The sequence below is a fragment of the Halorubrum ezzemoulense genome, from assembly GCF_004126515.1.
GTDB classification, from domain to species: Archaea; Halobacteriota; Halobacteria; order Halobacteriales; family Haloferacaceae; genus Halorubrum; species Halorubrum ezzemoulense.
Map to the genome: position 1 here is coordinate 1,627,862 of NZ_CP034940.1, position 20,442 is coordinate 1,648,303.

The following is a 20,442-nucleotide window of genomic DNA, read 5'->3' on the forward strand; positions in this document are numbered from 1 at the left end:
CCAACGCGCTCGACGGCGACTTCGGCGGGTACGAGGCGCCCGAGTCACAGCCGATGGTCTCCACCCGACGGCGGCTCGACGCCGACGAGCCGACGACGCGCTCGGGGTCGTGGGAGTTCGGCGGCAGCGACGCGGTGGTCCTGTACGTCCACGGCCTCGGCGCGGACGCAGAGTCGGCCCGCGATCAGGCGTACGCGGCGCGATTGGGGCTGGCGGCGGCGTCGGACTCGGCGGGCGGCGACGACGCGGCGGCGAGCGTCCCGCCCGTGATCGGCTACTCGTGGTCGTCGAACGACGACTGGGGACCGGCGAAGCGCACCGCCGACGCCAACGCCGCCCCGCTCGCCGACTGGCTGACGGCGTGGGCGGACGAGGACGGCCGTCCGGTCCACCTGTTCGCGCACTCGCTCGGCGCTCGCGTGACCGGAGCGGCGCTGCGCGAACTCGCGGACAGGGGGCGGACGGACGCCCTCGCGTCGGTGTCGCTGTTCGGCGGGGCGATCCCGCACGACAGCGTCGGGACCGACGGGGCGTACGGGGCGGCAATTGGGGCGCTCGACGCGCCCCTCTACAACTTCCACAGCCGGAACGACCGCGTCCTCGGGTGGGTGTACCGCGCCTCCGACCGGACCCGGGCGGTCGGCCACGGCGGGCTGTCCGGCGCCGCGACCGCGCCGGACGGCTACGCCGACATCGACGTCAGCGATCTGGTGGCGGACCACTACTCGTACCTCGAACCGGACGCGGGCTGTCTGTCGCGCGCGATCGGCCGGATCGGGTTCGAGTAGTGCGACGGCGCACTCCGGGGCGCCTCGCCGCCGACTCGCCCCCGGAACCCCTTTTACCGGCGCGGTCGACCCTTCGGGCATGATCGACGAGACCGTCGCCGAGATCCGGGCGATGCGGACCCACAGCACGTCCGCGGTGGCCGTGAAGGCGACGCGGTCGCTCGCGGACCTGTTAGACCGGGAGTACGTGACCGTCGACGAGTTCGAGCGCGACCTCGAACACAACGCGGGCGTGCTGCGCCGGTCGAACCCCTCCCACGCCGCGCTCCACAACGCGATGCGCGAGGTCGAGCGATCCATCGTCGGCGAGGCGACGAGCGTCGAGGGCGCGAAGCAGCTGTTGGAGGACGTGATCGCCCGCGTCGTCGACGACATCGAGACGGCGAAGGGCGAGGCGGCCGCCAACGCGGCCGAGCACATCGAGGACGGCGACACGCTGCTCGTCCACGACTACTCCACGACGGTGCTGGAGGCGATCGAGAACGCCGCGCGCGACGGGGCGCACCTGACCGTCTACGTCACCGAGGCGCGCCCGCGGACGCTCGGCCGCAAGACCGCGCGGATTCTCGCCGGGGTGTCCCGCGTCGACGTCCGCATGGTCGTCGACAGCGCGATGGGGTACGCGCTCCGCGACTGCGACCGCGTCCTGCTCGGTATCACCTGTATTACCGGGGGAACCTACTACAACCGGATCGGCACGTTCCCCCTCGTCGTCACGGCGCGCGAGCTCGGCGTCCCAGTCACCGCGGTCGGCTCGGGCGCGAAGACGATCGAGGAGTTCCGGTTCGAGAACGAGTTCCGCGACGCCGTCGAGGTGATGCGCGAACCCGTCGAGGACGTCGAGATCGAGAACCCGAGCTACGACGCCACCCCGATCGGGATGATCGACACCGTGATCACCGACGACGGCGTCCGGGACTGAGGGCCCGACGAGGCGAGAAGACGAGCGCTGCCGGCGAACCCCGTCGAGCGGACAAAAGCGCTTTGTGTGTGTACCGTGTTAACAGGCGTAATGAGCATTCGTACGGGTTCGACGACGGTGTTTCAGATCCCCGATCAGGGGGTGACGGCGGCGGGGTGTTCGAGCGGCTGGTGCGACCTGTGGGCGGTCGCGACCGATCCGGGCGTGCTGACGGCGGTCGCGATCGTCGGTCTCGCCGCGCTGGTCGCGTTCGCGTACGTCCGGGACGCCGAGGCGGCCTGTCACCGCGAGCGACGCCGCGTCCTCGACGAGCGGGACGCGTTCGAGTCGTTCGCCGACCGCGTGGCCGACATCGACACCATCTCGGCCGCGACGGACTCGACGCCGTCCGGCGTGCCGGCCGGCTCGCTCCGCGGAATGGGCGCTCCCGGCGACGGGGCGCGCGGCCCCGGCGGCGGATCGCCCGGGAGCAGCGTCAGCCTCAGACGGGTGATGGCCGCGTACGACGACACCGTGCTGTCGCTCCCCCACTACCGGGCCGAGTACGACGAGACGCCCGCGGAGAGCCTGGCGGCCGAACTCGGTCCGGACGCCGTGACCGCGCTGGCGTCGGACGGGGGGCTCTCGGGCGCCGCGCAGTCGGCGCTCGTCGACCGGAGCCGCCGCGCCGTCGACGCACGCGAACGCCTCGCCGACGCGATCGACGAAGAGATCGACGCGATCGGCGACAGGGAGTCAGCGCTGTCGGCGATCGACCGCCGTCGCCGCCGGCTGCTCGGTCACTTAGACGGGGTCCGACCCGGCTGCGAGGCCGAGGCCGCCGTCGACGTCTGGAGCCGGCTGACGGAACTCGAAGGGGAGTGCGACGACCTCGCCGCCGACCGACAGCGCTCGTTAGACGATCCCCCGTTGACGCCGCGCACGCCGCTCGACGCCGACCGCGAACGGCCGTTTTACGCCTACCTCTACGGCCCGACCGACGGGCCGCGGTACCCGGTGTTGGCCCAGATCGCGGAGGTCGCAGACCGGATCCGCGCCGATAAGGACCGCGTCGGGGGACGAATCGCCCGCGGCCGCTGACTCTCCCGGGCGCCCCGGACCGGCGGAAACTCCAAACTACCGGATTGTTTATGAAGGTAGGGCGGGTCTGGGGGGGTATGAGTTGGCAGGAGGCGGAACGAGCGTTCACGGACGACGCCATCGCCCGAGAGACGCTCCCCGCGACGTTCGAACGCACCGCGGAGCGGCACGCTGACCGGATCGCACAGCGGTACAAGGGGGGAGTCCACGACCGGTCGCTCGTCGCGTCCGGGGTGGTTCCGGAGGCCCCCGCGGGCGAGTACGCCGACGTGACGTACGCGGAGATGCGGGGGATCGTCCGGAACCTCGCGACCGGGCTGCGCGAGCTGGGCGTCGACGACGACACGCGACTGGCGATGTACTCGCAGACCCGCATGGAGTGGGCTCAGACCGACTTCGCGGCGCTGGCCGCTGGCGCCGTCGTGACGACCGTGTACGCCTCGTCGTCCCCGAGCCAGCTGTGCTACCTGCTGGAGGACCCCGAGGCGACGGTGGTCGTGGCCGAGAACCGCGAGATGCTCCGCGAAGTCCTCGCGGTGCGCGGCGACCTCGAACACGACCTCGACGCGATCGTGACCCTCGACGAGGTCGACACCGACGACCTCGGGGACGATGCCGACGCTGACGTGGACGACGTGTACACCCTCGGCGAGGTCCACGAGCGCGGCGCCGCGGCGTTCGACGAGGCGGCCTACGAGGGATGGCTCGACGCGGTCGGCGTCGACGACCTCGCCAGCCTGATCTACACCTCCGGGACCACCGGGAAGCCGAAGGGGGTCAGGCTCACCCACGGCAACTTCCGGGACAACGTCTCCCAGTGTTACCGGCGGTTCGCGGACCGACCCGACCGCGACCCGGAGGTGCCCGGCATCTCCGCCGAGTCGACGACGCTGTCGTTCCTCCCGCTCGCGCACGTCTTCGAGCGGATGGCCGGCCACTACATGATGTTCGCGGCGGGGGCGACGGTCGCGTACGCGGAGAGCCCCGACACGCTCCGCGAGGACTTCGGGCTCGTCCGCCCGACGACGACCACCAGCGTCCCGCGCGTCTACGAGAAGCTGTACGACGCGATCCGGGAGCAGGCGAGCGAGTCGCCGGTGAAGGAGCGCATCTTCGAGTGGGCGGTCGACGTGGGCCGCGACCACCACGAGGCCGACGCCCCCGGTCCGCTACTCGACGCCAAGCGGGCGGTGGCCGATCGGCTCGTCTTCTCGTCGGTCCGGGAGGCGATCGGCGGGAACATCGACTTCTTCATCTCGGGCGGCGGGTCGCTGTCGGCGGAGCTGTGCGCGCTGTACCACGCGATGGACCTGCCGATACTGGAGGGATACGGCCTGACGGAGACGTCGCCCGTCATCTGCGTCAACCCGCCCGAGAAGCCGAAGGTCGGCACCATCGGGCCGCCGGTGGTCGACACCGAGATCGCGATCGACGGCTCCGTGGTGGGACAAGAGGTCGCGGACCTGGCCGGCGACGTCGGCGAACTGCTCGTCCGGGGGCCACAGGTGACGGACGGCTACTGGAACCGGCCGGACGCGACCGCAGACGCGTTCGTCGACGCGGACGACCTCCCGACCGACGCCGTCACCGCCGGGACCCCGGCCGACGACCGCGTCGGCGTCGGCGGGGACGGCCCCGGAGACGCGGAGGCCGCCGCCGCGGAGCCGTGGTTTCGCACCGGTGACATCGTCCAGCTCCGCCCCGACGGCTACGTCGCGTTCCGCGAGCGCGCGAAGCAGCTGCTCGTGCTCTCGACCGGGAAGAACGTCGCCCCCGGACCGATCGAGGACCGGTTCGCCGCCAACGAGTTCGTCGAGCAGTGCGTCGTCCTCGGCGACGGCCGGAAGTTCGTCTCGGCGCTCATCGTGCCGAACTTCGAGAGGGTCGAGGCGTGGGCCGAGGCCAACGGGATCGACTTGCCCGCGGAGCGCGCCGCGGTCTGCCGCGACGACCGCGTCCGCGAGCGGATTCAGGAGGAAGTCGACCGCGTGAACGAGGAGTTCGAGTCGTACGAGAAGATCAAGCAGTTCCGGCTCGTCGAGGAGGAGTTCACCGAGGAGAACGACCTGCTCACGCCGACGATGAAGAAGAAGCGACGGAACATCTTAGACCGATTCGCCGACGAGGTCGAGGTCATCTACGAGGAGTAGAGCGGCCGGAACCGGGCAGAACTAGAAACCGATATCCGTCGCGAGAGAGTAAATTCGGCGATGGGTCCCCACGTACCGCCCCGATACGGCTTCGCCGCTCTGGGGGGGTGTTGTTTCGGCCTCGGTGTGCTCCACCTGACTCACGCGGGCCCGACCGTGGGGATCGCACTCGAATCGGTGCTGATACTCGGCCTCTCGGGCGTCGCCTTCTACACCGTTCGCGACCTCCCGCGCTGGGGGATCTCTCGCTCCGGCCAGTGGCGAGCGGTCCGGATCGGCGCGGGGACCGCGCTCGGGTTCACCGGGCTCGCCGCCGTCGTCTGGCTCATTTGGCTGATCGGACACCACGCGTTCAAGCTCCCCTTTCTGCTCTCGTTCGCTGCCAGCCTCGGCACGGCGGTCGGGTCTCGCGGGAGCCTCTACGCGGTGAAGGCGGACGAACAGCTCACCGAGGCGCAGGAGCTCGCGACGCTGCTCTCGATCAACGACCGGGTGTTGCGCCACAACATCCGGAACGAGCTCTCGGTGGCGCTCGGGTACCTCACCGAGATCGAGGCGGCGGACGACAGCCCGGAGACCCGAGCGCAGGTGGCGACGATCCGCGACCACTTGGAGTCGCTCCTCGACACGAGCGAGCGGACGCGACGGCTCGCGTCGATCTGGCAGACCGACGCGCGCTGCTCGGTGGACCTGGTCACCGTCGTCGAGGAGGAGGTGGCGCAGTTGACCGCCGAAGCGCCCGACGCGACGATCCGCACGGAGCTGCCGGAGCGCTGCGTCGTCCGGACGCATCCGTCCGTCCGGGTCGCGTTCGAAGAGGCGCTGCGGAACGCCGTCGAACATAACGACGACGTGACCGTGACGGTGCGCGTGTGGCGCGACGATGCGGTACACCTCGTCGTCGCGGACGACGGACGCGGCATCCCGCGGATCGAGCGGCGGACGCTTCGAAACTCCGAGGAGACCCCGCTCGAACACACCGAAGGCGTCGGGCTGTGGCTGATCTACTGGGCCGTGAACCGGGCGGGCGGAACGGTCGAGTTCGCGGAGAACGAGCCGGGGGGAACGGCGGTCCGGATCCGCCTCCCCGATCGGCCGGATTCGGACGGCTCGGCCGGCGTCGACTCCGGAGAGGATCGGCGGTGAGAGTGAGGTCGGAAGCCTCGGAGTAGCGGCCGTGCGACCCGGGCGGGAGCGATCTCGGTCGGTTCGGGCGCCGCGTCGACCGCGTGGCGGCGCGAGCCGTTCGTTGGACACCGAGGTCGCGGTCAGTTCGTTAGGCGTGGGAGAAGCGCGCCGTTCGCGTGGCGTTAGGCCGACGACGGCGTGGACTCCGGCTGTTCGTCGCGCTCGACCGAGTCGCCGTCGGCCGGTGTCGACTCCGTCACGGGGTCGCCGAACGCGTACACCGTGTTGTGGCCGGTCACCTCGACGGTGAGGAAGTCGCCGACCTCGACGCCGCGATCGGTCGCGTTCTGGACGATGATCTGTCGGTAGGCGCCGTCGCGGCACTTGACCGAGTCGCCCGTCCCCTCCTCGACGACGAGCACCTCGAACGTCCCGCCGACCATCGACTCGTACGCCTCGCCGACGACCTCCATCTTCAGCTCGGACATCGCCTTCGACCGCTCCTTCTTGACGGTCCCGCCGAGCCCCTTCATGTCGGCCGCGTCGGTGCCGGGACGCTTCGAGAAGCGGGTGACGTTGATCTTTTCGGGCCGGACCTCGGCGAGCAGGTCCATCGAGCGCTCGTGGTCGGCCTCGCTCTCTGTGGGGAACCCGACGATGAAGTCGGTCGACAGCGTCCAGTGGTCGAGCCGGTCGTCGAAGGTGTCGACGACCTCGCGGAACTTCTCGACGCGGTGCTGGCGGCGCATGTCTTCGAGCACGTCGTCGGAACCGGACTGGACCGGCGCGTGGATGAAGTCGTACAGCTCCTCGTTCTCGGCGAACACGTCGGCCAGCTCCTCGTGGATGCCGTGGATGCCGCCGGGGTTCGCCATCCCCAGCCGCACCCGGAAGTCGCCGTCGATGTCGCAGATGCGGTCGAGCAGCTCGGGAAGCTTCCGGTCGCCGTCGTCCCAGCCGTAGACGCCCGTGTCCTGCCCGGTGACACGGATCTCCTTCGCGCCGGCGTGGATCAAGGCCCGGGCCTTCTCGACGTTCTCCTCGACCGACGGGGAGTCGACCCGGCCGGTGGCGAACTTGGTGATACAGTACGAGCAGTTGCTCATACAGCCGCGCGCGATCGGGAGGAGACCGACGACGCCGTCGAGGACCGGTTCGGCGTCGGGCGTGACCGTCGGGCACTCGCCGTTGAGCACGTACGAGGGGACCTCGTCCCAGTGGAGGATCTCGGCGTCGACGTCGGCTTCGGCGAACATCTCGCCCTGTGCCAGCGCCATACAGCCGGTAACGACGAGTTCGGCCGTCGTCTCCGACAGCTCCTCGGCGCGGCGGAGCATGTTCCGCTCCGTCTTCTCGACGACGGTACAGGTGTTGAGGATGGCGACGTCCGCGTCGTCCGGGCCGTCGGCCGGGCGGTGCCCCCCGTCGCGGAGGGCGCGCTCGATCTCCCGGCTCTCTCCCCGGTTCGAGCTACAGCCGTACGTTTCGATGTGGTACGTCGCCATCGGAGTGTCCTTACTATCGGTCCCGAGGGCAAAAGCGCGACGGATCGGGGCGTCGGCGGCCCGGCGAGTCGGCCCCGTTCCGCGTCAGTCTTCCGCGACCGCGGCAGTCGGCGCGTCGGCCTCGGAGGCCGAGTCGGCGGTCGCCTCCGGCTCGTCGACGGGGTCGCGCTCGGCCGGCGGAACCGCTTGGTAGACGGACCGGCGGGCGTCGCGGGGGCACAGCCCCTCCTCGACGAGGCCGACCTCGGTGAGCTTCTCGACCGCGAACCGGACGGTGCGGGTCGAGAGGCGGGTCTCCTCGGCGAGGCCGGTCTGGTCGAACCGGCCCTCCGCGTCGAGCACGTAGTAGACCAGTTTGGCGCTCGGCGGGAGCGGTTCGAGCAGCTCGCGGGTTCCGTCGTCCATACGTTACTTACAGGGGCGAATCGCGCATAACCGTGGCCCGCCTGTGCGCACCCTGCGCACGCCAACCGTCTTTTTATATACTATGATTCAGGGCGGAACTCGAACCGCGCGCCGTCCCTGTCGTCGACCGACAGTTCCCAGCCGTGAGCGGCCGCGATCTCTCGCACGATCGCGAGGCCGAACCCCGTCCCGTCCGGGGTACTCGATCGCCCGTACTCCGTCGCCGCCTCGGGGTCGATGTCGAAACCGCGTCCGTCGTCCGCGACGTAGAAGCCGTCCGGGAGCGATCCGACGGAGACCGTGAGGTCGTCGGCGTCGCCCGAGCCGTGCTCGACGCCGTCGTCGGGCGTTGCCCGACTGCTCGTGGAACCGTGTTCCACGCTGTTCGTAAACAGGTTCTCGAGGAGCGTCCGGAGCCGCTCCGGGTCGGCGTCGACCGCGTCCGTCGCAGCCGACGCGTCGAGCGTGGCGCCCGCCGTGTCGACGGTGCGCCACGCGCGTTCGGCCGCCTCGTCCAGCGGGACGGGCTCGATGTCGTCGACCGTCCGACCCTGCCGCGCCAGCGCGAGGAGGTCGTCTATCAGCTGCGTCATCCGGTCGTGGGCGTCTTCCACCCGATCGAGCTCATCGAGGACCGCCGCGTCGTCGGTCAGCGCCCGAGCCAGGTCCGTCCGGCCGGCCGCGACGTTGAGCGGGTTCCGGAGGTCGTGAGAGACCAGCCCGGCGAACTTCTCCAGCCGGTCTATCTCCCGCTGGAGCGCCGCGTCCCGCTCGCGCAGCTGTTCTGTCCGCTCGGCGTGGTTGAGCGCGACCGTGACGTTCGCGGCGAGGACGCGGGCCAACTGGACGTCCGTCGCGTCGAAGAACTCCGGCTCCCGCGACCCCAACGGCATCACCCCGTGTTCGCCGAGCGGGACGACGAGGAGGCTCCGGTGTTCGCCGTACCCGACCGCGGTGTCGACCGTGTCGAGGTCGTCGACTACGATCGGCTGGCCGGACTCGAACGCCTCCCAGACGCGGCCGTCGCCCGGACCGAACGCGGGGCGGTCGCCGAACGCCGCGGTGGCCTCCTCGCTTATCGCCGTCGGGCGGAGGACGTTCGTCTCCGGCTCGTACAGCCGGACCCCGCTGCTCGGAAACCCGAGGGTGTCGATCGCCGCGCGGGTGGCCACCTCGGCGATCTCCGCCCGCGAGTCGCCGCCGAACATCTCGCGGGTCGTCGCGTGGAGCCGCCGAAGCGTCCGCTCGATGCGTTTCTGGTCGTCGATGTCGGCGTAGACGCTGTAGAGGACCGTCTCGTCCGACTGCTTGACGGGGATGACGTGGAGGATGAAATCGCGAATCCCGTCGACGGTCCGCCGGCGCACTTCGAGCCGCGAGGGCTCGCCGCGTTCGAGGACCGCCTCCGGCTCGAACCGCTCGGCGCTGTCCGGGATGACCTCGTCGCAGACCTCCTCGTACCCGCTGTCGGCGCCGTAGCCGAACGTCTCCCGGAACGCCTCGTTGGCGGCGTCGAGGCGACGGCCGCCCCCGTCGAGGGCGACGGTGCGCACCGCCGGGAGGGGGAGGTCGTGGAACAGCGCCGTCAGCCGATCTCGCTCCCGGCGGAGCGCGTTCTCCGTCTCGATCTGCTCGATGGCGTTGGCCGCGTGGGCCGCCAGCAGCTCCGCGAACTCGACGTCGCGCTCGTCGAACGCGGCGTGCCCGTTCGAGACGGCCTGTAACACCCCGTGGGAACCGATCGGGACGCTGATCGCCGACCGGATGTCGTCGGCGACCGGGTCCGCCACCTCCGACCCGGTCCGGCGGTCGGCTCCGACCGACGACCGACCCGGAGACGAGGGGTCCTCCAGTTCGTCCGGGTCCGCTGGGTCGACGCTGAGGTTGTCGACCACCATCGTCTCCTGCTCCGCGACCGTGGTCCCGACGACCCCCTCGCCGATGTCGAACGCCCGGACCTCCTCCTCGCTGACGCTCTCGGAGAGGACGGCCGGGACGACCTTATCGCCGCGGCGGCGGGCGGTGACGCAGCGGTCGAACTCCAAGATGTCCTCGGCCGCGTCGACCGTCCGGTCGAACACCGTCGCAACGTCGGTCGCCGATGCCAGCTCCGCCGCGAACTCGTGGATCGCCGTGACCTTCGCGTTCACCTCACGGAGGTCCCGCTCTGCCCGGCGGCGGCCGAGCGCGTTCGCGACGCTGTTCGCGAGCATCTCGTAGCGGTCGCGACCGGCCCCCTTCTGGAGGTAGTCCGTCACCCCAGCGGAGATGGCGTCGCTCGCGATCTCCTCGCTCCCCTTCCCGGTGAACAGCACGAAGGGGAGCCCGGGGTCGACATCGCGGACCGATTCGAGGAACTCGAGCCCGTTTGATCCCGGCATGTCGAAGTCGCTGACGACGCAGTCGACGCGGCCGTCGCGGACCACCTCCAGCCCCTCGTCCGGCGACAGCCGCGTCAGCGTCTCGATCCCGTCCACGAGCCGATCGACGTGCGTGGCCGCGAGGTCAGCCGCCCCCGGCTCGTCGTCGACGAACAGGACACATCGGGACGAGTCGGCGTTCGATCCCGGCGCGTCGGACGCGGCCGCTCCGGTCCCCGCAGAGGCGTCGCCGGGTTCAGAATTCATGTGCGTGTGTTCCCCTACCGGTAGTTTTAGCTTTCGCTCCGGATACCGAAATTGAAAAGCCCGCCGACCGCGGGGCCCTTACAGGAAGTCCTCGACGTGGTCGGCGACCTCCTCGGGGGTGTCACCGACGGGGACGCCGGCGTCGTTGAGCGCGTCGATCTTCGACTGCGCGGTGCCGGTGCCGGAGCCGGAGACGATGGCGCCCGCGTGGCCCATCCGCTTGCCCGGCGGCGCGGTGCGCCCGGCGATGAAGCCGGCGACCGGCGTGTCCATGTGCTCGCCGATGAACTTCGCGGCCTGCTCCTCGTCCTCGCCGCCGATCTCGCCGCACATCACGACCGCGTCGGTGTCGGTGTCGGCCTCGAACGCTTCGAGGGCGTCGACGAAGGACGTGCCGATGATCGGGTCGCCCCCGATGCCGATCGCCGTCGACTGGCCGAGCCCGCGCTCGGTGAGGTTGTCGACGACCTGGTAGGTGAGGGTGCCGGATCGAGAGACCAGCCCGACGTTCCCCTCGGAGAAGATGTTACCGGGGAGGATGCCCAGTTTCGCCTCGCCGGGCGTGATGATCCCGGGGCAGTTCGGACCGATGAGACGGGTGTCGGTCTCGCTCAGGCGCTTGTTCACCTTCGCCATGTCCTGCGTCGGGATCCCCTCGGTGATCGCGACCGCGAGGTCGAGGTCAGTGTCCAGCGACTCGAAGATCGCGTCGGCGGCGAACGCCGGCGGCACGAAGATGACGGAGGCGTCCGCGTCCTCGGCCTCGACGGCCTCGTCGACGGTGTCGTAGACGGGGACGCCGTCGACCTCCTGTCCGCCCTTGCCGGGCACCGCGCCGGCGACGACGTTGGTGCCGTACTCGATCATCTGGCCGGCGTGGAACTTCCCCTCCCCGCCGGTGATCCCCTGGACCACCACTCTGGTGTCGTCGTCGACGAAAATGCTCATTGGGTCACCTCCTCCGCGTTCGCGACCGCGCGCTGGACCGCGTCCTCCAGCGTCTTCTCGACCTCGACGAGGTCGGTGTTCAGAATATCCATCCCCTCCTCGGCGTTCGTGCCGGCGAGCCGGACGACCACCTTCTTGGGGATCTCGTCGAACTGCTCTAGGGCCTCGTTGATCCCCTTGGCGACCTCGTCGCCGCGGGTGATCCCGCCGAAGATGTTGAAGACGACGGCGTCGACGTTGTCGTCGGAGAACACCATGTCGAGCGCCTGCGTGACGCGCTCGGCCTTCGCCCCGCCGCCGATGTCGAGGAAGTTCGCGGGCGCGCCGCCGTAGTAGTCGACGAGGTCGAGGGTCGTCATCACGAGCCCGGCGCCGTTGCCGATGATGCCGACGTTCCCGGAGAGGCGGACGTAGTCGAAGCCGTACTCGCCGGCCTTGCGTTCGAGGTCGTCCTCGTAGGACGCCTCGGCCATGTCGGCCAGGTCGGACTGGCGGAACAGCGCGTCTTCGTCGATGTTCATCACGGCGTCCGCGGCGATCACGTCGCGGTCGCCCGTGATCATCACGGGGTTGACCTCGATCTCGGAGGCGTCGTTCTCCTCGTAGAGGTCGTACAGTGTCGAGAGGATCGAGGCCACGTCGAGCGCCACGTCGGCGTCGACGCCGGCCTCGTAGACGACCTTCCGGGCTTGGTACGGGTGGAGGCCGAACGCGGGGTCGACGTGTTCGCGCGCGATCGCGTCGGGGTTCTCCTCGGCGACCTCCTCGATGTTGACGCCGCCCTCGGTCGACACCATCAGGACCGGCTTCCCCTCGCCGCGGTCCATCGTGACGCCGACGTACAGCTCGTCGACGAAGTCGACGCCGGCCTCGACGAGGACCTGATCGACGGTGTATCCCTTCAGGTCCATCCCGAGGATCTCGTCGGCGTACTGCTCGGCCTCCTCGCGGTCCGTCGCGATCTTGATCCCGCCGGCCTTGCCGCGGCCCCCCACGTGGACCTGCGCCTTGATCGCGGCCGGGTACCCGATCTCGTCGACAGCGTCGAGCGCCTCGTCGACGCTCGTCGCGAGCCGGGAGTCCGGAACCGGGATCCCGGCGTCGGCGAAGAGAGACTTCGCTTGATATTCGTGAAGTTTCATCCGTGTGGGATCGGTACCGACACCGGCTTAAATGGTTCCGATTCGGCGCGCCTCCTTTGGCATCGGGCGTCTGCTACCCCCATGGATCCCGCCGAACTCCTCCGGAACGGGACGGTCAGCGTCCCGGCGGAGACGTACGCGGTCTGCCGGACCGACGGCGAACACCCCGGCGCGTTCGCGACTGTCCGGGAGGTCGGTGAGACGACGGTGGTGGTCGACCAGGACGAGGCGGACGCCGTCGCGACCGACGCGGTCGAGCCCGGGTGGAAGCGCCTCACCTTCGAGCCCGAGCTCCCCTTCGAGCTGGTCTGGTTCCTCGCGGCGGTCGCGACGGCGCTCGCCGAGGTCGACGCCTCGGTGTTCGTCGTCTCGTCGTACGCGACCGACCACGTGTTCGTCAAGCGGGACGACCGCGCCGCGCCCGTCCGGCGGCTGGAAGCACTGGGCTGCGAAGTCACCGACTGAGGTCGCCGAGCGGGCGGCTCAGTCCTCGTCGCCGAGGATGACGCGGTGGGTCATCGCCTCGGGGGCGAGCACCTCGTCGGCCTCCTCCTCGGTTAGGTAGCCGGCCTCGACCGCGGCCTCGCGGACGCTCTTCCCCTCCTTCAGGGCCGTCTTCGCGACCTTGCTGGCCTTATCGTAGCCGATCGCGGGGTTCAGCGCGGTCGCCAGCGCCATCGACTGCTCGACGCGTTCGCGCGCGAACTCCTCGTTCGCCTCCAGCTTCCCGACGAAGCGCTCGCCGAACGTCTCGGCGACGTTCGCGATCAGCTTCGCGGATTCGAGGAAGTTGTGCGCGATGACCGGCTTGTAGAGGTTCAGGTCGATCTCGCCGCGCGCGGCGCCCGCGGAGACGGCGGCGTCGTTGCCGACGACCTGCTTGTGGACCTGGTTGACCGACTCGGCGACGACGGGGTTGATCTTCCCGGGCATGATCGAGGAGCCGGGCTGGTTCTCCGGCTGCTCGACCTCGCCGAGCCCGTTGCGCGGGCCGGAGGCGAGGAGCCGCAGGTCGTTGGCCATCTTGTTGAGGCTACCCGCGATCGTTCGGAGGGCGCCGTGGCCCTCCGCCATCGCGTCGTGGGCGGCCTGCGCCTCGAAGTGGTTCTCCGCCTCGCGGAACTCCGTCCCGGTCTCGTCGGAGATGTACTCCGCGGCCAGCTCCGGGAACTCGGGGTGGGTGTTGAGCCCGGTCCCGACCGCGGTGCCGCCGAGGGCGAGTTCGCGGAGGTTCGACTGGACGGCCTCGGCGCGCTCGATCCCCTTCGAGACCTGCGTCCGGTAGCCGCCGAACTCCTGGCCGAGTCGGATGGGGGTGGCGTCCTGGAGGTGCGTCCGGCCCGTCTTGACGACACCGTCGAATTCGGTCTCCTTGGCCTCCAGCTCGGCGTGGAGCGTCTCCAGCGCGGGCACGAGGTCCTTCTCGACGGCCTCCAGCGCGGCGACGTGCATCGCCGTGGGGATCACGTCGTTCGAGGACTGGCCGTAGTTGACGTGGTCGTTGGGGTGGACGACCCGGTCGCCGATCTCCGCGCCCGCGATCTCGGCGGCGCGGTTGGCGATCACCTCGTTAGCGTTCATGTTCGAGGAGGTGCCGGAGCCGGTCTGGAACACGTCGACCGGGAACTGGTCGTCGTGCTCGCCCGCGATCACCTCGTCGGCGGCGGCGACGATCGCCTCCGCGGTGTCGTCCTCGACGAGCCCGAGGTCGCGGTTGGCCTGCGCGGCCGCCTTCTTGACGACGCCGAGCGCGCGGATGAACCGCCGGCTCATCCCGATCCCCGAGACGGGGAAGTTCTCGACGGCGCGCTGGGTCTGCGCGCCCCAGTAGGCGTCCGCCGGCACCTGCATCTCGCCGAGGCTGTCCTCCTCCGTGCGGTAGTCGTCTCCCATGCCTCGGCCTTCCCGCGAGACGCTGTAAAAGGTACTGGAAGGCGTCACCCACGTGAAATCGTGCGGTACGGTAGCAACACAATTGCCACCGAGAAGCACGACTTTTACGAGGGTTCCGTCGACTGGCCCGATGGGGCGAGCGCCGCCACGAAACCGCCTGTGGCGCCACACTTGAGATGTATCGGCCGCTCTCGGCCGGGAATTTAACTCGACTAAAACCGGTTCAACTCGGGGCGACGGCGTTCCCGTTATATGTCGGTCCGGCGGCAACGGCCGAGCGCCAATGAGCTCGAACGACTCAGCGATCGGAACGGCGCTCGACCGCGACACGGTCCGGTCGACGAGCAGACTGCTGATCGGCGCGCTGGCGGTCGTCGGCGTGCTCTCGCTCGTGACGCTGCTACCGGGGGTAGACCGGCTCGTCCCGTTCGCGCCGGTGACGTTCGCCGCGGTCGCGACGGGCGTCGTCGCGCTCGCGGTGGCCGGAATCCTCCTGTACGCCGCGCCGAAGTTCGCGCTGCTGACGCGCCTGGCGCTCGGCGAGGCCGACGCGGAGGGGGACGCTCGCCCGGACCGGATCGCCGAGAACGCGGGCGGCGTGGTCCACTGGCTCGTCGTCTTCGGGGCGGTACTCGCCGCGTACCGCGGGCTCGCGGGCGTCGCGGTCCCCGTGTTGAACGGCGCCGCGTGGGCGTACGACGCCGCCTTCCTGTTCGTCGCGCTCGTCCCAGTGGTGTTCCTCGTCGCCCGCCTGACCGTCACGGTCGACCCGCTCGCTGAACTGGTCGCCGACCGCGTCGCGGGCGGCGCCGGCGCCGCAAATGACGACGGTGCCGGCGACGACGACGACGAGGTCGACGACTCCGCGGCCGAATTCGACGAGCCGACTGCGAGCGAGACCGGCGAGGACGGCTGACCGAAACGCCGACGCCGCACTCCCTTATTTAAAAACGAACGGGAGCGTGACGAGCGCCCCGTTGATCCCGAACGCGACCAGCAACAGCAGCCCGAGCGGCGGATCGTCGCCCGGATAAGTCGCGAGCAGCACGAGCGCGCCGACTCCCAGCGCGGCCAGCCCGAGCGTCAGCGCGGCGTCCGACCACCGGTTCCAGGCGTCGTCGAGCGCGGGTTCGAGCCTCGCGAGCGGCCGGTCGGTCTCGGGGTCGTCGCCAGCACGGTCGGATCGGTCAGTCCACGCCGTATCGTCGACCGGCTCGTCGAGCCACGCGTCGCCTTCGGCGGTCCGTTCCGCTGTTCCACGGGGACCCGAATCCCCCCGGCCGAGCAGCCGCCGGATCCCGGAGCGGCCGGCGGCCGCGAACAGCGCCGCGACCGCGACCGCGGCGAGTCCGCCGAGGACGGTCGCAGAGGTGACGCGCGCCTCGACGGCCAGAAAGAGCGCGACGAACGCCAGCAGCGAGACCGCGGCGAGGACCCCGCGGACGGCGCGGACGAGTTCGGATCGCATCAGCGTGGAGGGTGGAAGCGGGAAGTCGGCGAAAACGCGGCGCAGTTTCAGGCCTCGTCGACGGGGAGCAGCCCGGCATCGCGGAGGTCACCGGCGAGCGCACCGTCGCCGTGCTCCACGTACGCTTCGGGCGTGTACGTCTTGATTTCCAACGCGTGGACCGACTGCGTCATGTGATCGCCGACCGCGTCGTACACGCGCTGGTGCTGGTCGACGAGCGATTCGCCCTCGAAGGCCGGCGAGACGACGACGGCCGCGAAGTGGGCGTCCTCGTCCTCGTCGTTGTGGATCCGGGGCGCGGTGACCCGGGCGACCGCGTCGGGGAGGTCCGCCTCTATGAGGTCGGCCACCTTGTCGGGTTCGATCGACATGGTCCCGCTCGGTTGCGGAGGGGCAAAAGTCGACCGGCCACGTCCGGCGGGGCGAACGCGCTCTGGCAAGGGGAGCGCGCTCAGACGCGGTCGAGCCGCGAGAGCCCGTTCCAGATAGCGTCGACGAGCCGCGACTCGGCGTCGTCACCGGGGGCCGTCTCCTCCCACCCGCGTGCGACGGCGTCCTCCAACACCGCGAGCGAGTGGTTCTCGAAGTTGTTCATGCCGCGGAAGGACTCCAGCGCGTCGCGAGCGTCCTCGCCGAACTCCGCGGTCGGCTCGCCGTCGTAGAAGCCGAGGTCGGCGAGCGCCGACCCGACAGCGACCGCCGTCTCGCCGGCCAGTTCCCGCGTCTCGTCGGGCGCCTCGCGTTCGAGGAGGGTCACGTCGTATATCTTGAACACGCGCTCCAACTCGTCGATCGGCCGCTCGTGGTCGTCGACGCGCACGTCGACCCAGCGGTCGTTCCTGCCGTCGTAGCTGCCCTCGGGCTTCGCGACGTACAGCGCCGCGGACTGCTCGCCGCGCTTGTCGCCACCGGCCTCGTTGCCCGCGTGGAGCGCGGCGATCAACCGTTCCGGGAGCCCCCCGTCGGTCTCCTCGAACGCCGCGGCCATCGCGTCGAGGGTGTCGGCGTTCTCCAGGATGTTCCCCTGGACCGTGTAATGGTCACCCTGTCGGTCGCCCGCGTGGTCGTGACACTCGTCGCCCGTGAACGCCGCCGGGGGCTCCTCGGGGTCGACGCCGACGATCCCCACCTGCCGCGAGGGCGCCTCGTCGTCGGCGCCCGTGACCCGGTCGATCGCCTCCGCGGGGGCGTGCCCCTCGCGGAGCAGGTCGAGCCCGTCGGGGCCGTAGGCGACGTTCGCGAAGCTCTGTGTGGCGACCGCGCCCGCGTCGGCGCTGACGAACGGGACGACGGCGCCGACGCCGACGAACTTGGACTGGACCGCGACGCCGACCGCGTCCGTCTCCGGATCGCGCGCGGCGATCGAGAACGTCGAGGGTCGAGGTGGCATACGGAACCGATCGTGGGTGGCGACGAGCATAAATCCGCCCGTCGCGCGAGCCAGAGTCGAGCGCTTCGGGCGGCGTCACGTCGCCACTTCGATCGGCGTCGCCCCCGCCGCCCCGATTCGCGTCACTCCGCCGCCCAGATTCGCGTCACTCCGCTAGCTCGGCCCAGGTCGGGGCCGCGGCGCCGGTCACGTGGATCCGGTCGGCCTCCACGTCCTCGTAGGCCGCGCCCCACCCGCCGACGGTCCACCGCTCGTCGCCGTCGTCGACGGCGATGGAGGCGATCCCCGTCAGCGCCGTGACGCTCGGGGCCTAGTCGGCGCCGACCGCGGCGTCGGAGAGGTGTTCGGCGTTGACGACCTCGCCGACGAGATCGCGGAGCGCTGGGTCGATCTCGCCGCGGTTCTGAACGCTTATCCCCGCCGACCGACTTCCATCGGGTATGAGCGACGACGACGCCGTCGATGTCGAGTCCGCCGACGACGAGGGCGACGCGGCGAGAGCGAACGGCACGGCGGAGGCGACCGCCGACGGAGCGAGCGGGGAGTCGGCCGCCGGCGACGACGGCGGCGCCCGCGCCGAGAGCGAGGCGCTGGCCGCGGCCGTCGCCGAGCACGACGAGGCGCTCGCCCGCGAGGTGGCGGCGCTGGAGGCGGACCTCGCCGAGACCCGCGAGGCGCTCCGCGAGCGCGACGAGGAGGTCGAAGAGCTGACGAGCAAGCTCGCCCGCGTGAAGGCCGACTTCAGCAACTACAAGGAGCGCGCGAAGCGGAAGCAGGAGGACATCCGGGAGCGCGCCTCCGAGGCGCTCGTCGAGCGGCTCACGCCGGTCCGGAACGACCTGCTGCGCGCGCTCGACCAGGACGAGGGGAGCGACCTCCGCCCCGGCGTCGAGTCGACGCTGGAGAAGTTCGACGACGTGCTCGCCGAGGAGGGCGTCGAGGCGATCGACCCCGAGCCGGGCGAGGAGGTCGACCCCGCGCGCCATCAGGTGATGCTCCGCGTCGATAGCGAGCGCCCGGAGGGGACCGTCCACGAGGTGTACGAGCCCGGCTACGAGATGGGCGACCGCGTCCTGAGCGAGGCGAAGGTGACCGTCAGCACCGGCGACGGCGAGTAGCGCGGCCCGCTTTTCACGACCGCACCGTCGCCTCGTAGGCCTCCGCCAGCTCGTCGAGGCCCGCCTCCGGCTCGGCGGCGTGGGGGACCGATAGCGGCGAGACGGACACCTCGCCGTCGACGACGGCGCGCCGGTCGGTGCCGACGGGGTCCGGGACGTCGTCGTCGTTCATCAGGCCCCAGATCGGATCGGAGAACCCGACGCGACCGTCCCCGTTCCGTTCCGCGCGCAGCCCGTACCACGTCGAGGGGGTCGTGACGCGGAGCGGCGCGCGGTCCTCGTCCGCGATCGGCGCGTTGACGTTGAGGTAGTCCGCGCGGTCGAACACGCCCGCCTCGACCGCCTCGTCGACGAGGAACCGCGTCGCCCGGGCCGCGTGCGCGAAGTCGGCGCCCTCGAACTCGCGTTTCCACCAATCGTCGCCGCCGGGCACGTACATCGAGGCCGCCACCGCGGGCACGTCGAAGAACGCCGCCTCGACCGCCGCCGAGACGGTCCCCGACCGCCCGAGCGTGTACGCCCCGAGGTTCGCGCCCTCGTTACAGCCCGCGACGACCGCGTCGACCTCCGGGACGAGCTCGTCGAGCCCCGCGACGACGCAGTCGACGGGGGTGCCGTCGACGACGTATCCGAGTTCGTGGTCCTCGACGGCCACGTCCTCGGAGAGCAGACGGCCGACGGACGACTGGTCGGCCGCGGGCGCGACGACGGTCACCGCGTACTCCTCGGCGAGCGCGTCGTACAGCGCGCGCAGTCCCGCGGCGTCGACGCCGTCGTCGTTGGTCAGGAGGATCCGGTCCACGCTCATACCCGTATCAGGGGCGAGTCGGGCAAAAGTCCACCGTCGGTCGGGGCCGCGGCGGTCGGCGAACCGACGGTTCGGGAGGGCCGCACCGAACGGAAAAGCACACGTATCGCCGGACCGACGCGTCGGTATGGGATTCGGGGACACCGCGAAGAAGATCCAGACGCTCGCCGACCGCGCGGAGCGCACCTACAAGAAGATCAGCGAGCTCCGCGACGAGGTCGACGAGACGCAGGAGACGGTGATAGACACCTCTGAGCGCGTCAAGACGCTCGAAAACGAGATGGCCGAGCAGCGGGCCGTCCTCGACGCCGTCGCCGAGGAGGTCGGCGTCGACCTCGAACGGGTGAGCACCGAGGCACACATCACCGACGCGGAGGAGGAAGGGACCGCGAGCGACGGCGGCGACGCGGACGACGACGCCGTGTAAACCGCTGCCGCGTAGCCCCCCGGTCAGTCGTCGCTCGCGGCCGGGTCCGACCGCGAGACGACCTCGGCCGGGACCCCCGCGACGGTCGCGCCCGGCGGCACGTCCTCCGCGACGAGCGAGTTCGCGGCGACGCGCGCGCCCTCACCGATCGTGACGCCGGGGAGTACGACCGCCCCGGCGCCGATCATCGCCTGCTCCTCGACGACAACGTCGCCGAGCCGGTACTCCTCGTGGAGGAACTCGTGACACAACAGCGTGGCGTCGTACCCGATTATCGCGTCGTCGTCGACCCGGATCCGCTCCGGCCAGAACACGTCCGGTGTCGACTCCAGTCCCCACGAGACGCCCTCCCCGACCGCGACGCCGATCCGCCGGAGCAGCCAGTTCTTCAGCCGGAGGCTCGGGCAGATCCGCGCGAGGACGATGACGACGTAGTTGCGGACGACCGCGAGCGGCGACTTCGCGTCCGGCCACGACCACAGGGAGTTCCGGACGCCAGGCGTCGGGAACCTGTCGAGGCGGTCGCTTCGGGACAAATCCTCGCGCGTCGCGTCTGGGTCGTCGTCTGTCACGTCACGCCGTTCGGACGGGGAGGATAAAAGGGTCGCTCCGGGCCGCCGACCCGCCGACCGAGCGGCCGGGC

Annotated in this window: 21 protein-coding genes; 9 read left to right on the top strand and 12 right to left on the bottom strand. The window is 70.6% G+C overall.

Annotation, left to right across the window (positions count from 1 at the left end; translation table 11 throughout):
• Window positions 1-53: 53 nt before the first annotated feature.
• The 5 genes from EO776_RS08125 (at window position 54) to EO776_RS08145 (ending at window position 6,086) form a co-directional block, all read left to right on the top strand.
• Window positions 54-788 carry a DUF726 domain-containing protein gene (locus tag EO776_RS08125; protein ID WP_094519386.1) on the top strand — a complete coding sequence of 245 codons (735 nt, stop codon included), beginning with the start codon at window positions 54-56 and terminating at the stop codon, window positions 786-788.
• Between the two features lie 79 nt (window positions 789-867).
• Entirely contained in the window at window positions 868-1,710 is an 843-nt protein-coding gene (locus EO776_RS08130) for a translation initiation factor eIF-2B (protein ID WP_049929463.1), read from the top strand.
• A gap of 90 nt (window positions 1,711-1,800) precedes the next feature.
• Window positions 1,801-2,790 (top strand): DUF7260 family protein, encoded by a 990-nt coding sequence (locus EO776_RS08135; protein ID WP_129452386.1) that lies wholly within the window; start codon window positions 1,801-1,803, stop codon window positions 2,788-2,790.
• Window positions 2,791-2,867: 77 nt separating this feature from the next.
• Window positions 2,868-4,940: an AMP-dependent synthetase/ligase gene (locus EO776_RS08140; protein ID WP_100050476.1), complete on the top strand. Its 2,073-nt coding sequence runs from the start codon at window positions 2,868-2,870 to the stop codon at window positions 4,938-4,940.
• A gap of 60 nt (window positions 4,941-5,000) precedes the next feature.
• On the top strand, window positions 5,001-6,086 hold the full coding sequence (locus EO776_RS08145; protein WP_100050477.1) for a sensor histidine kinase: 1,086 nt from the start codon (window positions 5,001-5,003) through the stop codon (window positions 6,084-6,086).
• A gap of 164 nt (window positions 6,087-6,250) precedes the next feature.
• Here EO776_RS08145 and EO776_RS08150 read toward each other — a convergent pair whose 3' ends face one another.
• From EO776_RS08150 to sucC, 5 genes are all read right to left on the bottom strand, one after another.
• The gene (locus EO776_RS08150) at window positions 6,251-7,573 is read right to left on the bottom strand and encodes a tRNA (N(6)-L-threonylcarbamoyladenosine(37)-C(2))-methylthiotransferase (RefSeq protein WP_086220498.1); all 1,323 of its coding nucleotides are present in this window, start codon (window positions 7,571-7,573) and stop codon (window positions 6,251-6,253) included.
• Window positions 7,574-7,657: 84 nt separating this feature from the next.
• Window positions 7,658-7,978, bottom strand: coding sequence for a helix-turn-helix domain-containing protein (locus EO776_RS08155; protein ID WP_049929458.1), 321 nt, complete (start codon window positions 7,976-7,978; stop codon window positions 7,658-7,660).
• Between the two features lie 80 nt (window positions 7,979-8,058).
• Window positions 8,059-10,605: a hybrid sensor histidine kinase/response regulator gene (locus tag EO776_RS08160; protein ID WP_100050478.1), complete on the bottom strand. Its 2,547-nt coding sequence runs from the start codon at window positions 10,603-10,605 to the stop codon at window positions 8,059-8,061.
• 78 nt (window positions 10,606-10,683) lie between these two features.
• Entirely contained in the window at window positions 10,684-11,553 is an 870-nt protein-coding gene (gene sucD, locus EO776_RS08165) for a succinate--CoA ligase subunit alpha (protein ID WP_049929456.1), read from the bottom strand.
• On the bottom strand, window positions 11,550-12,695 hold the full coding sequence (gene sucC / locus EO776_RS08170) for an ADP-forming succinate--CoA ligase subunit beta (protein ID WP_086220948.1): 1,146 nt from the start codon (window positions 12,693-12,695) through the stop codon (window positions 11,550-11,552). The genes sucD and sucC overlap by 4 nt, the downstream gene beginning before the upstream one ends.
• Window positions 12,696-12,776: 81 nt before the next feature.
• On the opposite strand from sucC, the gene EO776_RS08175 reads away from it, so the two are divergent.
• A complete protein-coding gene (locus EO776_RS08175) occupies window positions 12,777-13,160 on the top strand; it encodes an ACT domain-containing protein (RefSeq protein WP_094520470.1) in 384 nt (127 codons plus the stop codon).
• An 18-nt stretch (window positions 13,161-13,178) separates the two neighbouring features.
• On the opposite strand, the gene EO776_RS08180 is transcribed toward EO776_RS08175, so the two are convergent.
• On the bottom strand, window positions 13,179-14,588 hold the full coding sequence (locus EO776_RS08180; protein WP_086216726.1) for a class II fumarate hydratase: 1,410 nt from the start codon (window positions 14,586-14,588) through the stop codon (window positions 13,179-13,181).
• 283 nt (window positions 14,589-14,871) lie between these two features.
• On the opposite strand from EO776_RS08180, the gene EO776_RS08185 reads away from it, so the two are divergent.
• Window positions 14,872-15,504 carry a hypothetical protein gene (locus EO776_RS08185; RefSeq protein WP_094520471.1) on the top strand — a complete coding sequence of 211 codons (633 nt, stop codon included), beginning with the start codon at window positions 14,872-14,874 and terminating at the stop codon, window positions 15,502-15,504.
• Between the two features lie 24 nt (window positions 15,505-15,528).
• Here the strand turns inward: EO776_RS08185 and EO776_RS08190 are convergent, their stop codons facing one another.
• From EO776_RS08190 to EO776_RS19625, 4 genes are all read right to left on the bottom strand, one after another.
• Entirely contained in the window at window positions 15,529-16,056 is a 528-nt protein-coding gene (locus EO776_RS08190) for a hypothetical protein (protein WP_094520472.1), read from the bottom strand.
• A 47-nt stretch (window positions 16,057-16,103) separates the two neighbouring features.
• Complete coding sequence (locus EO776_RS08195) at window positions 16,104-16,427, bottom strand: BolA family protein (RefSeq protein ID WP_100050479.1); 324 nt, start codon at window positions 16,425-16,427, stop codon at window positions 16,104-16,106.
• Between the two features lie 80 nt (window positions 16,428-16,507).
• Window positions 16,508-17,446: a DUF1028 domain-containing protein gene (locus tag EO776_RS08200; RefSeq protein ID WP_100050480.1), complete on the bottom strand. Its 939-nt coding sequence runs from the start codon at window positions 17,444-17,446 to the stop codon at window positions 16,508-16,510.
• Between the two features lie 145 nt (window positions 17,447-17,591).
• Window positions 17,592-17,738 (bottom strand): TrmB family transcriptional regulator sugar-binding domain-containing protein, encoded by a 147-nt coding sequence (locus EO776_RS19625; protein WP_303648461.1) that lies wholly within the window; start codon window positions 17,736-17,738, stop codon window positions 17,592-17,594.
• A gap of 148 nt (window positions 17,739-17,886) precedes the next feature.
• Here EO776_RS19625 and EO776_RS08210 point away from each other — a divergent pair, with 148 nt between their 5' ends.
• Complete coding sequence (locus EO776_RS08210; RefSeq protein ID WP_086216808.1) at window positions 17,887-18,564, top strand: nucleotide exchange factor GrpE; 678 nt, start codon at window positions 17,887-17,889, stop codon at window positions 18,562-18,564.
• Window positions 18,565-18,577: 13 nt separating this feature from the next.
• On the opposite strand, the gene surE is transcribed toward EO776_RS08210, so the two are convergent.
• On the bottom strand, window positions 18,578-19,372 hold the full coding sequence (surE, locus tag EO776_RS08215; RefSeq protein WP_049929447.1) for a 5'/3'-nucleotidase SurE: 795 nt from the start codon (window positions 19,370-19,372) through the stop codon (window positions 18,578-18,580).
• A 127-nt stretch (window positions 19,373-19,499) separates the two neighbouring features.
• On the opposite strand from surE, the gene EO776_RS08220 reads away from it, so the two are divergent.
• Window positions 19,500-19,799, top strand: coding sequence for a DUF5798 family protein (locus EO776_RS08220; protein ID WP_049929446.1), 300 nt, complete (start codon window positions 19,500-19,502; stop codon window positions 19,797-19,799).
• Between the two features lie 23 nt (window positions 19,800-19,822).
• Here EO776_RS08220 and EO776_RS08225 read toward each other — a convergent pair whose 3' ends face one another.
• Complete coding sequence (locus tag EO776_RS08225) at window positions 19,823-20,371, bottom strand: acyltransferase (protein ID WP_049929445.1); 549 nt, start codon at window positions 20,369-20,371, stop codon at window positions 19,823-19,825.
• Between the last annotated feature and the right edge of the window lie 71 nt (window positions 20,372-20,442).

Coding starts and splice junctions, on each gene's coding strand:
- EO776_RS08175 (WP_094520470.1), top strand. CDS start 12,777: ATGGATCCCGCCGAACTCCTCCGGAACGGGACGGTCAGCGTCCCGGCG.
- EO776_RS08125 (WP_094519386.1), top strand. CDS start 54: ATGGTCTCCACCCGACGGCGGCTCGACGCCGACGAGCCGACGACGCGC.
- EO776_RS08135 (WP_129452386.1), top strand. CDS start 1,801: ATGAGCATTCGTACGGGTTCGACGACGGTGTTTCAGATCCCCGATCAG.
- sucC (WP_086220948.1), bottom strand. CDS start 12,695: ATGAAACTTCACGAATATCAAGCGAAGTCTCTCTTCGCCGACGCCGGG.
- EO776_RS08185 (WP_094520471.1), top strand. CDS start 14,872: ATGAGCTCGAACGACTCAGCGATCGGAACGGCGCTCGACCGCGACACG.
- EO776_RS08180 (WP_086216726.1), bottom strand. CDS start 14,588: ATGGGAGACGACTACCGCACGGAGGAGGACAGCCTCGGCGAGATGCAG.
- EO776_RS08140 (WP_100050476.1), top strand. CDS start 2,868: ATGAGTTGGCAGGAGGCGGAACGAGCGTTCACGGACGACGCCATCGCC.
- EO776_RS08145 (WP_100050477.1), top strand. CDS start 5,001: ATGGGTCCCCACGTACCGCCCCGATACGGCTTCGCCGCTCTGGGGGGG.
- EO776_RS08200 (WP_100050480.1), bottom strand. CDS start 17,446: ATGCCACCTCGACCCTCGACGTTCTCGATCGCCGCGCGCGATCCGGAG.
- EO776_RS08155 (WP_049929458.1), bottom strand. CDS start 7,978: ATGGACGACGGAACCCGCGAGCTGCTCGAACCGCTCCCGCCGAGCGCC.
- EO776_RS08130 (WP_049929463.1), top strand. CDS start 868: ATGATCGACGAGACCGTCGCCGAGATCCGGGCGATGCGGACCCACAGC.
- EO776_RS08220 (WP_049929446.1), top strand. CDS start 19,500: ATGGGATTCGGGGACACCGCGAAGAAGATCCAGACGCTCGCCGACCGC.
- EO776_RS08160 (WP_100050478.1), bottom strand. CDS start 10,605: ATGAATTCTGAACCCGGCGACGCCTCTGCGGGGACCGGAGCGGCCGCG.
- EO776_RS08190 (WP_094520472.1), bottom strand. CDS start 16,056: ATGCGATCCGAACTCGTCCGCGCCGTCCGCGGGGTCCTCGCCGCGGTC.
- EO776_RS08210 (WP_086216808.1), top strand. CDS start 17,887: ATGAGCGACGACGACGCCGTCGATGTCGAGTCCGCCGACGACGAGGGC.
- sucD (WP_049929456.1), bottom strand. CDS start 11,553: ATGAGCATTTTCGTCGACGACGACACCAGAGTGGTGGTCCAGGGGATC.
- surE (WP_049929447.1), bottom strand. CDS start 19,372: ATGAGCGTGGACCGGATCCTCCTGACCAACGACGACGGCGTCGACGCC.
- EO776_RS08195 (WP_100050479.1), bottom strand. CDS start 16,427: ATGTCGATCGAACCCGACAAGGTGGCCGACCTCATAGAGGCGGACCTC.
- EO776_RS08150 (WP_086220498.1), bottom strand. CDS start 7,573: ATGGCGACGTACCACATCGAAACGTACGGCTGTAGCTCGAACCGGGGA.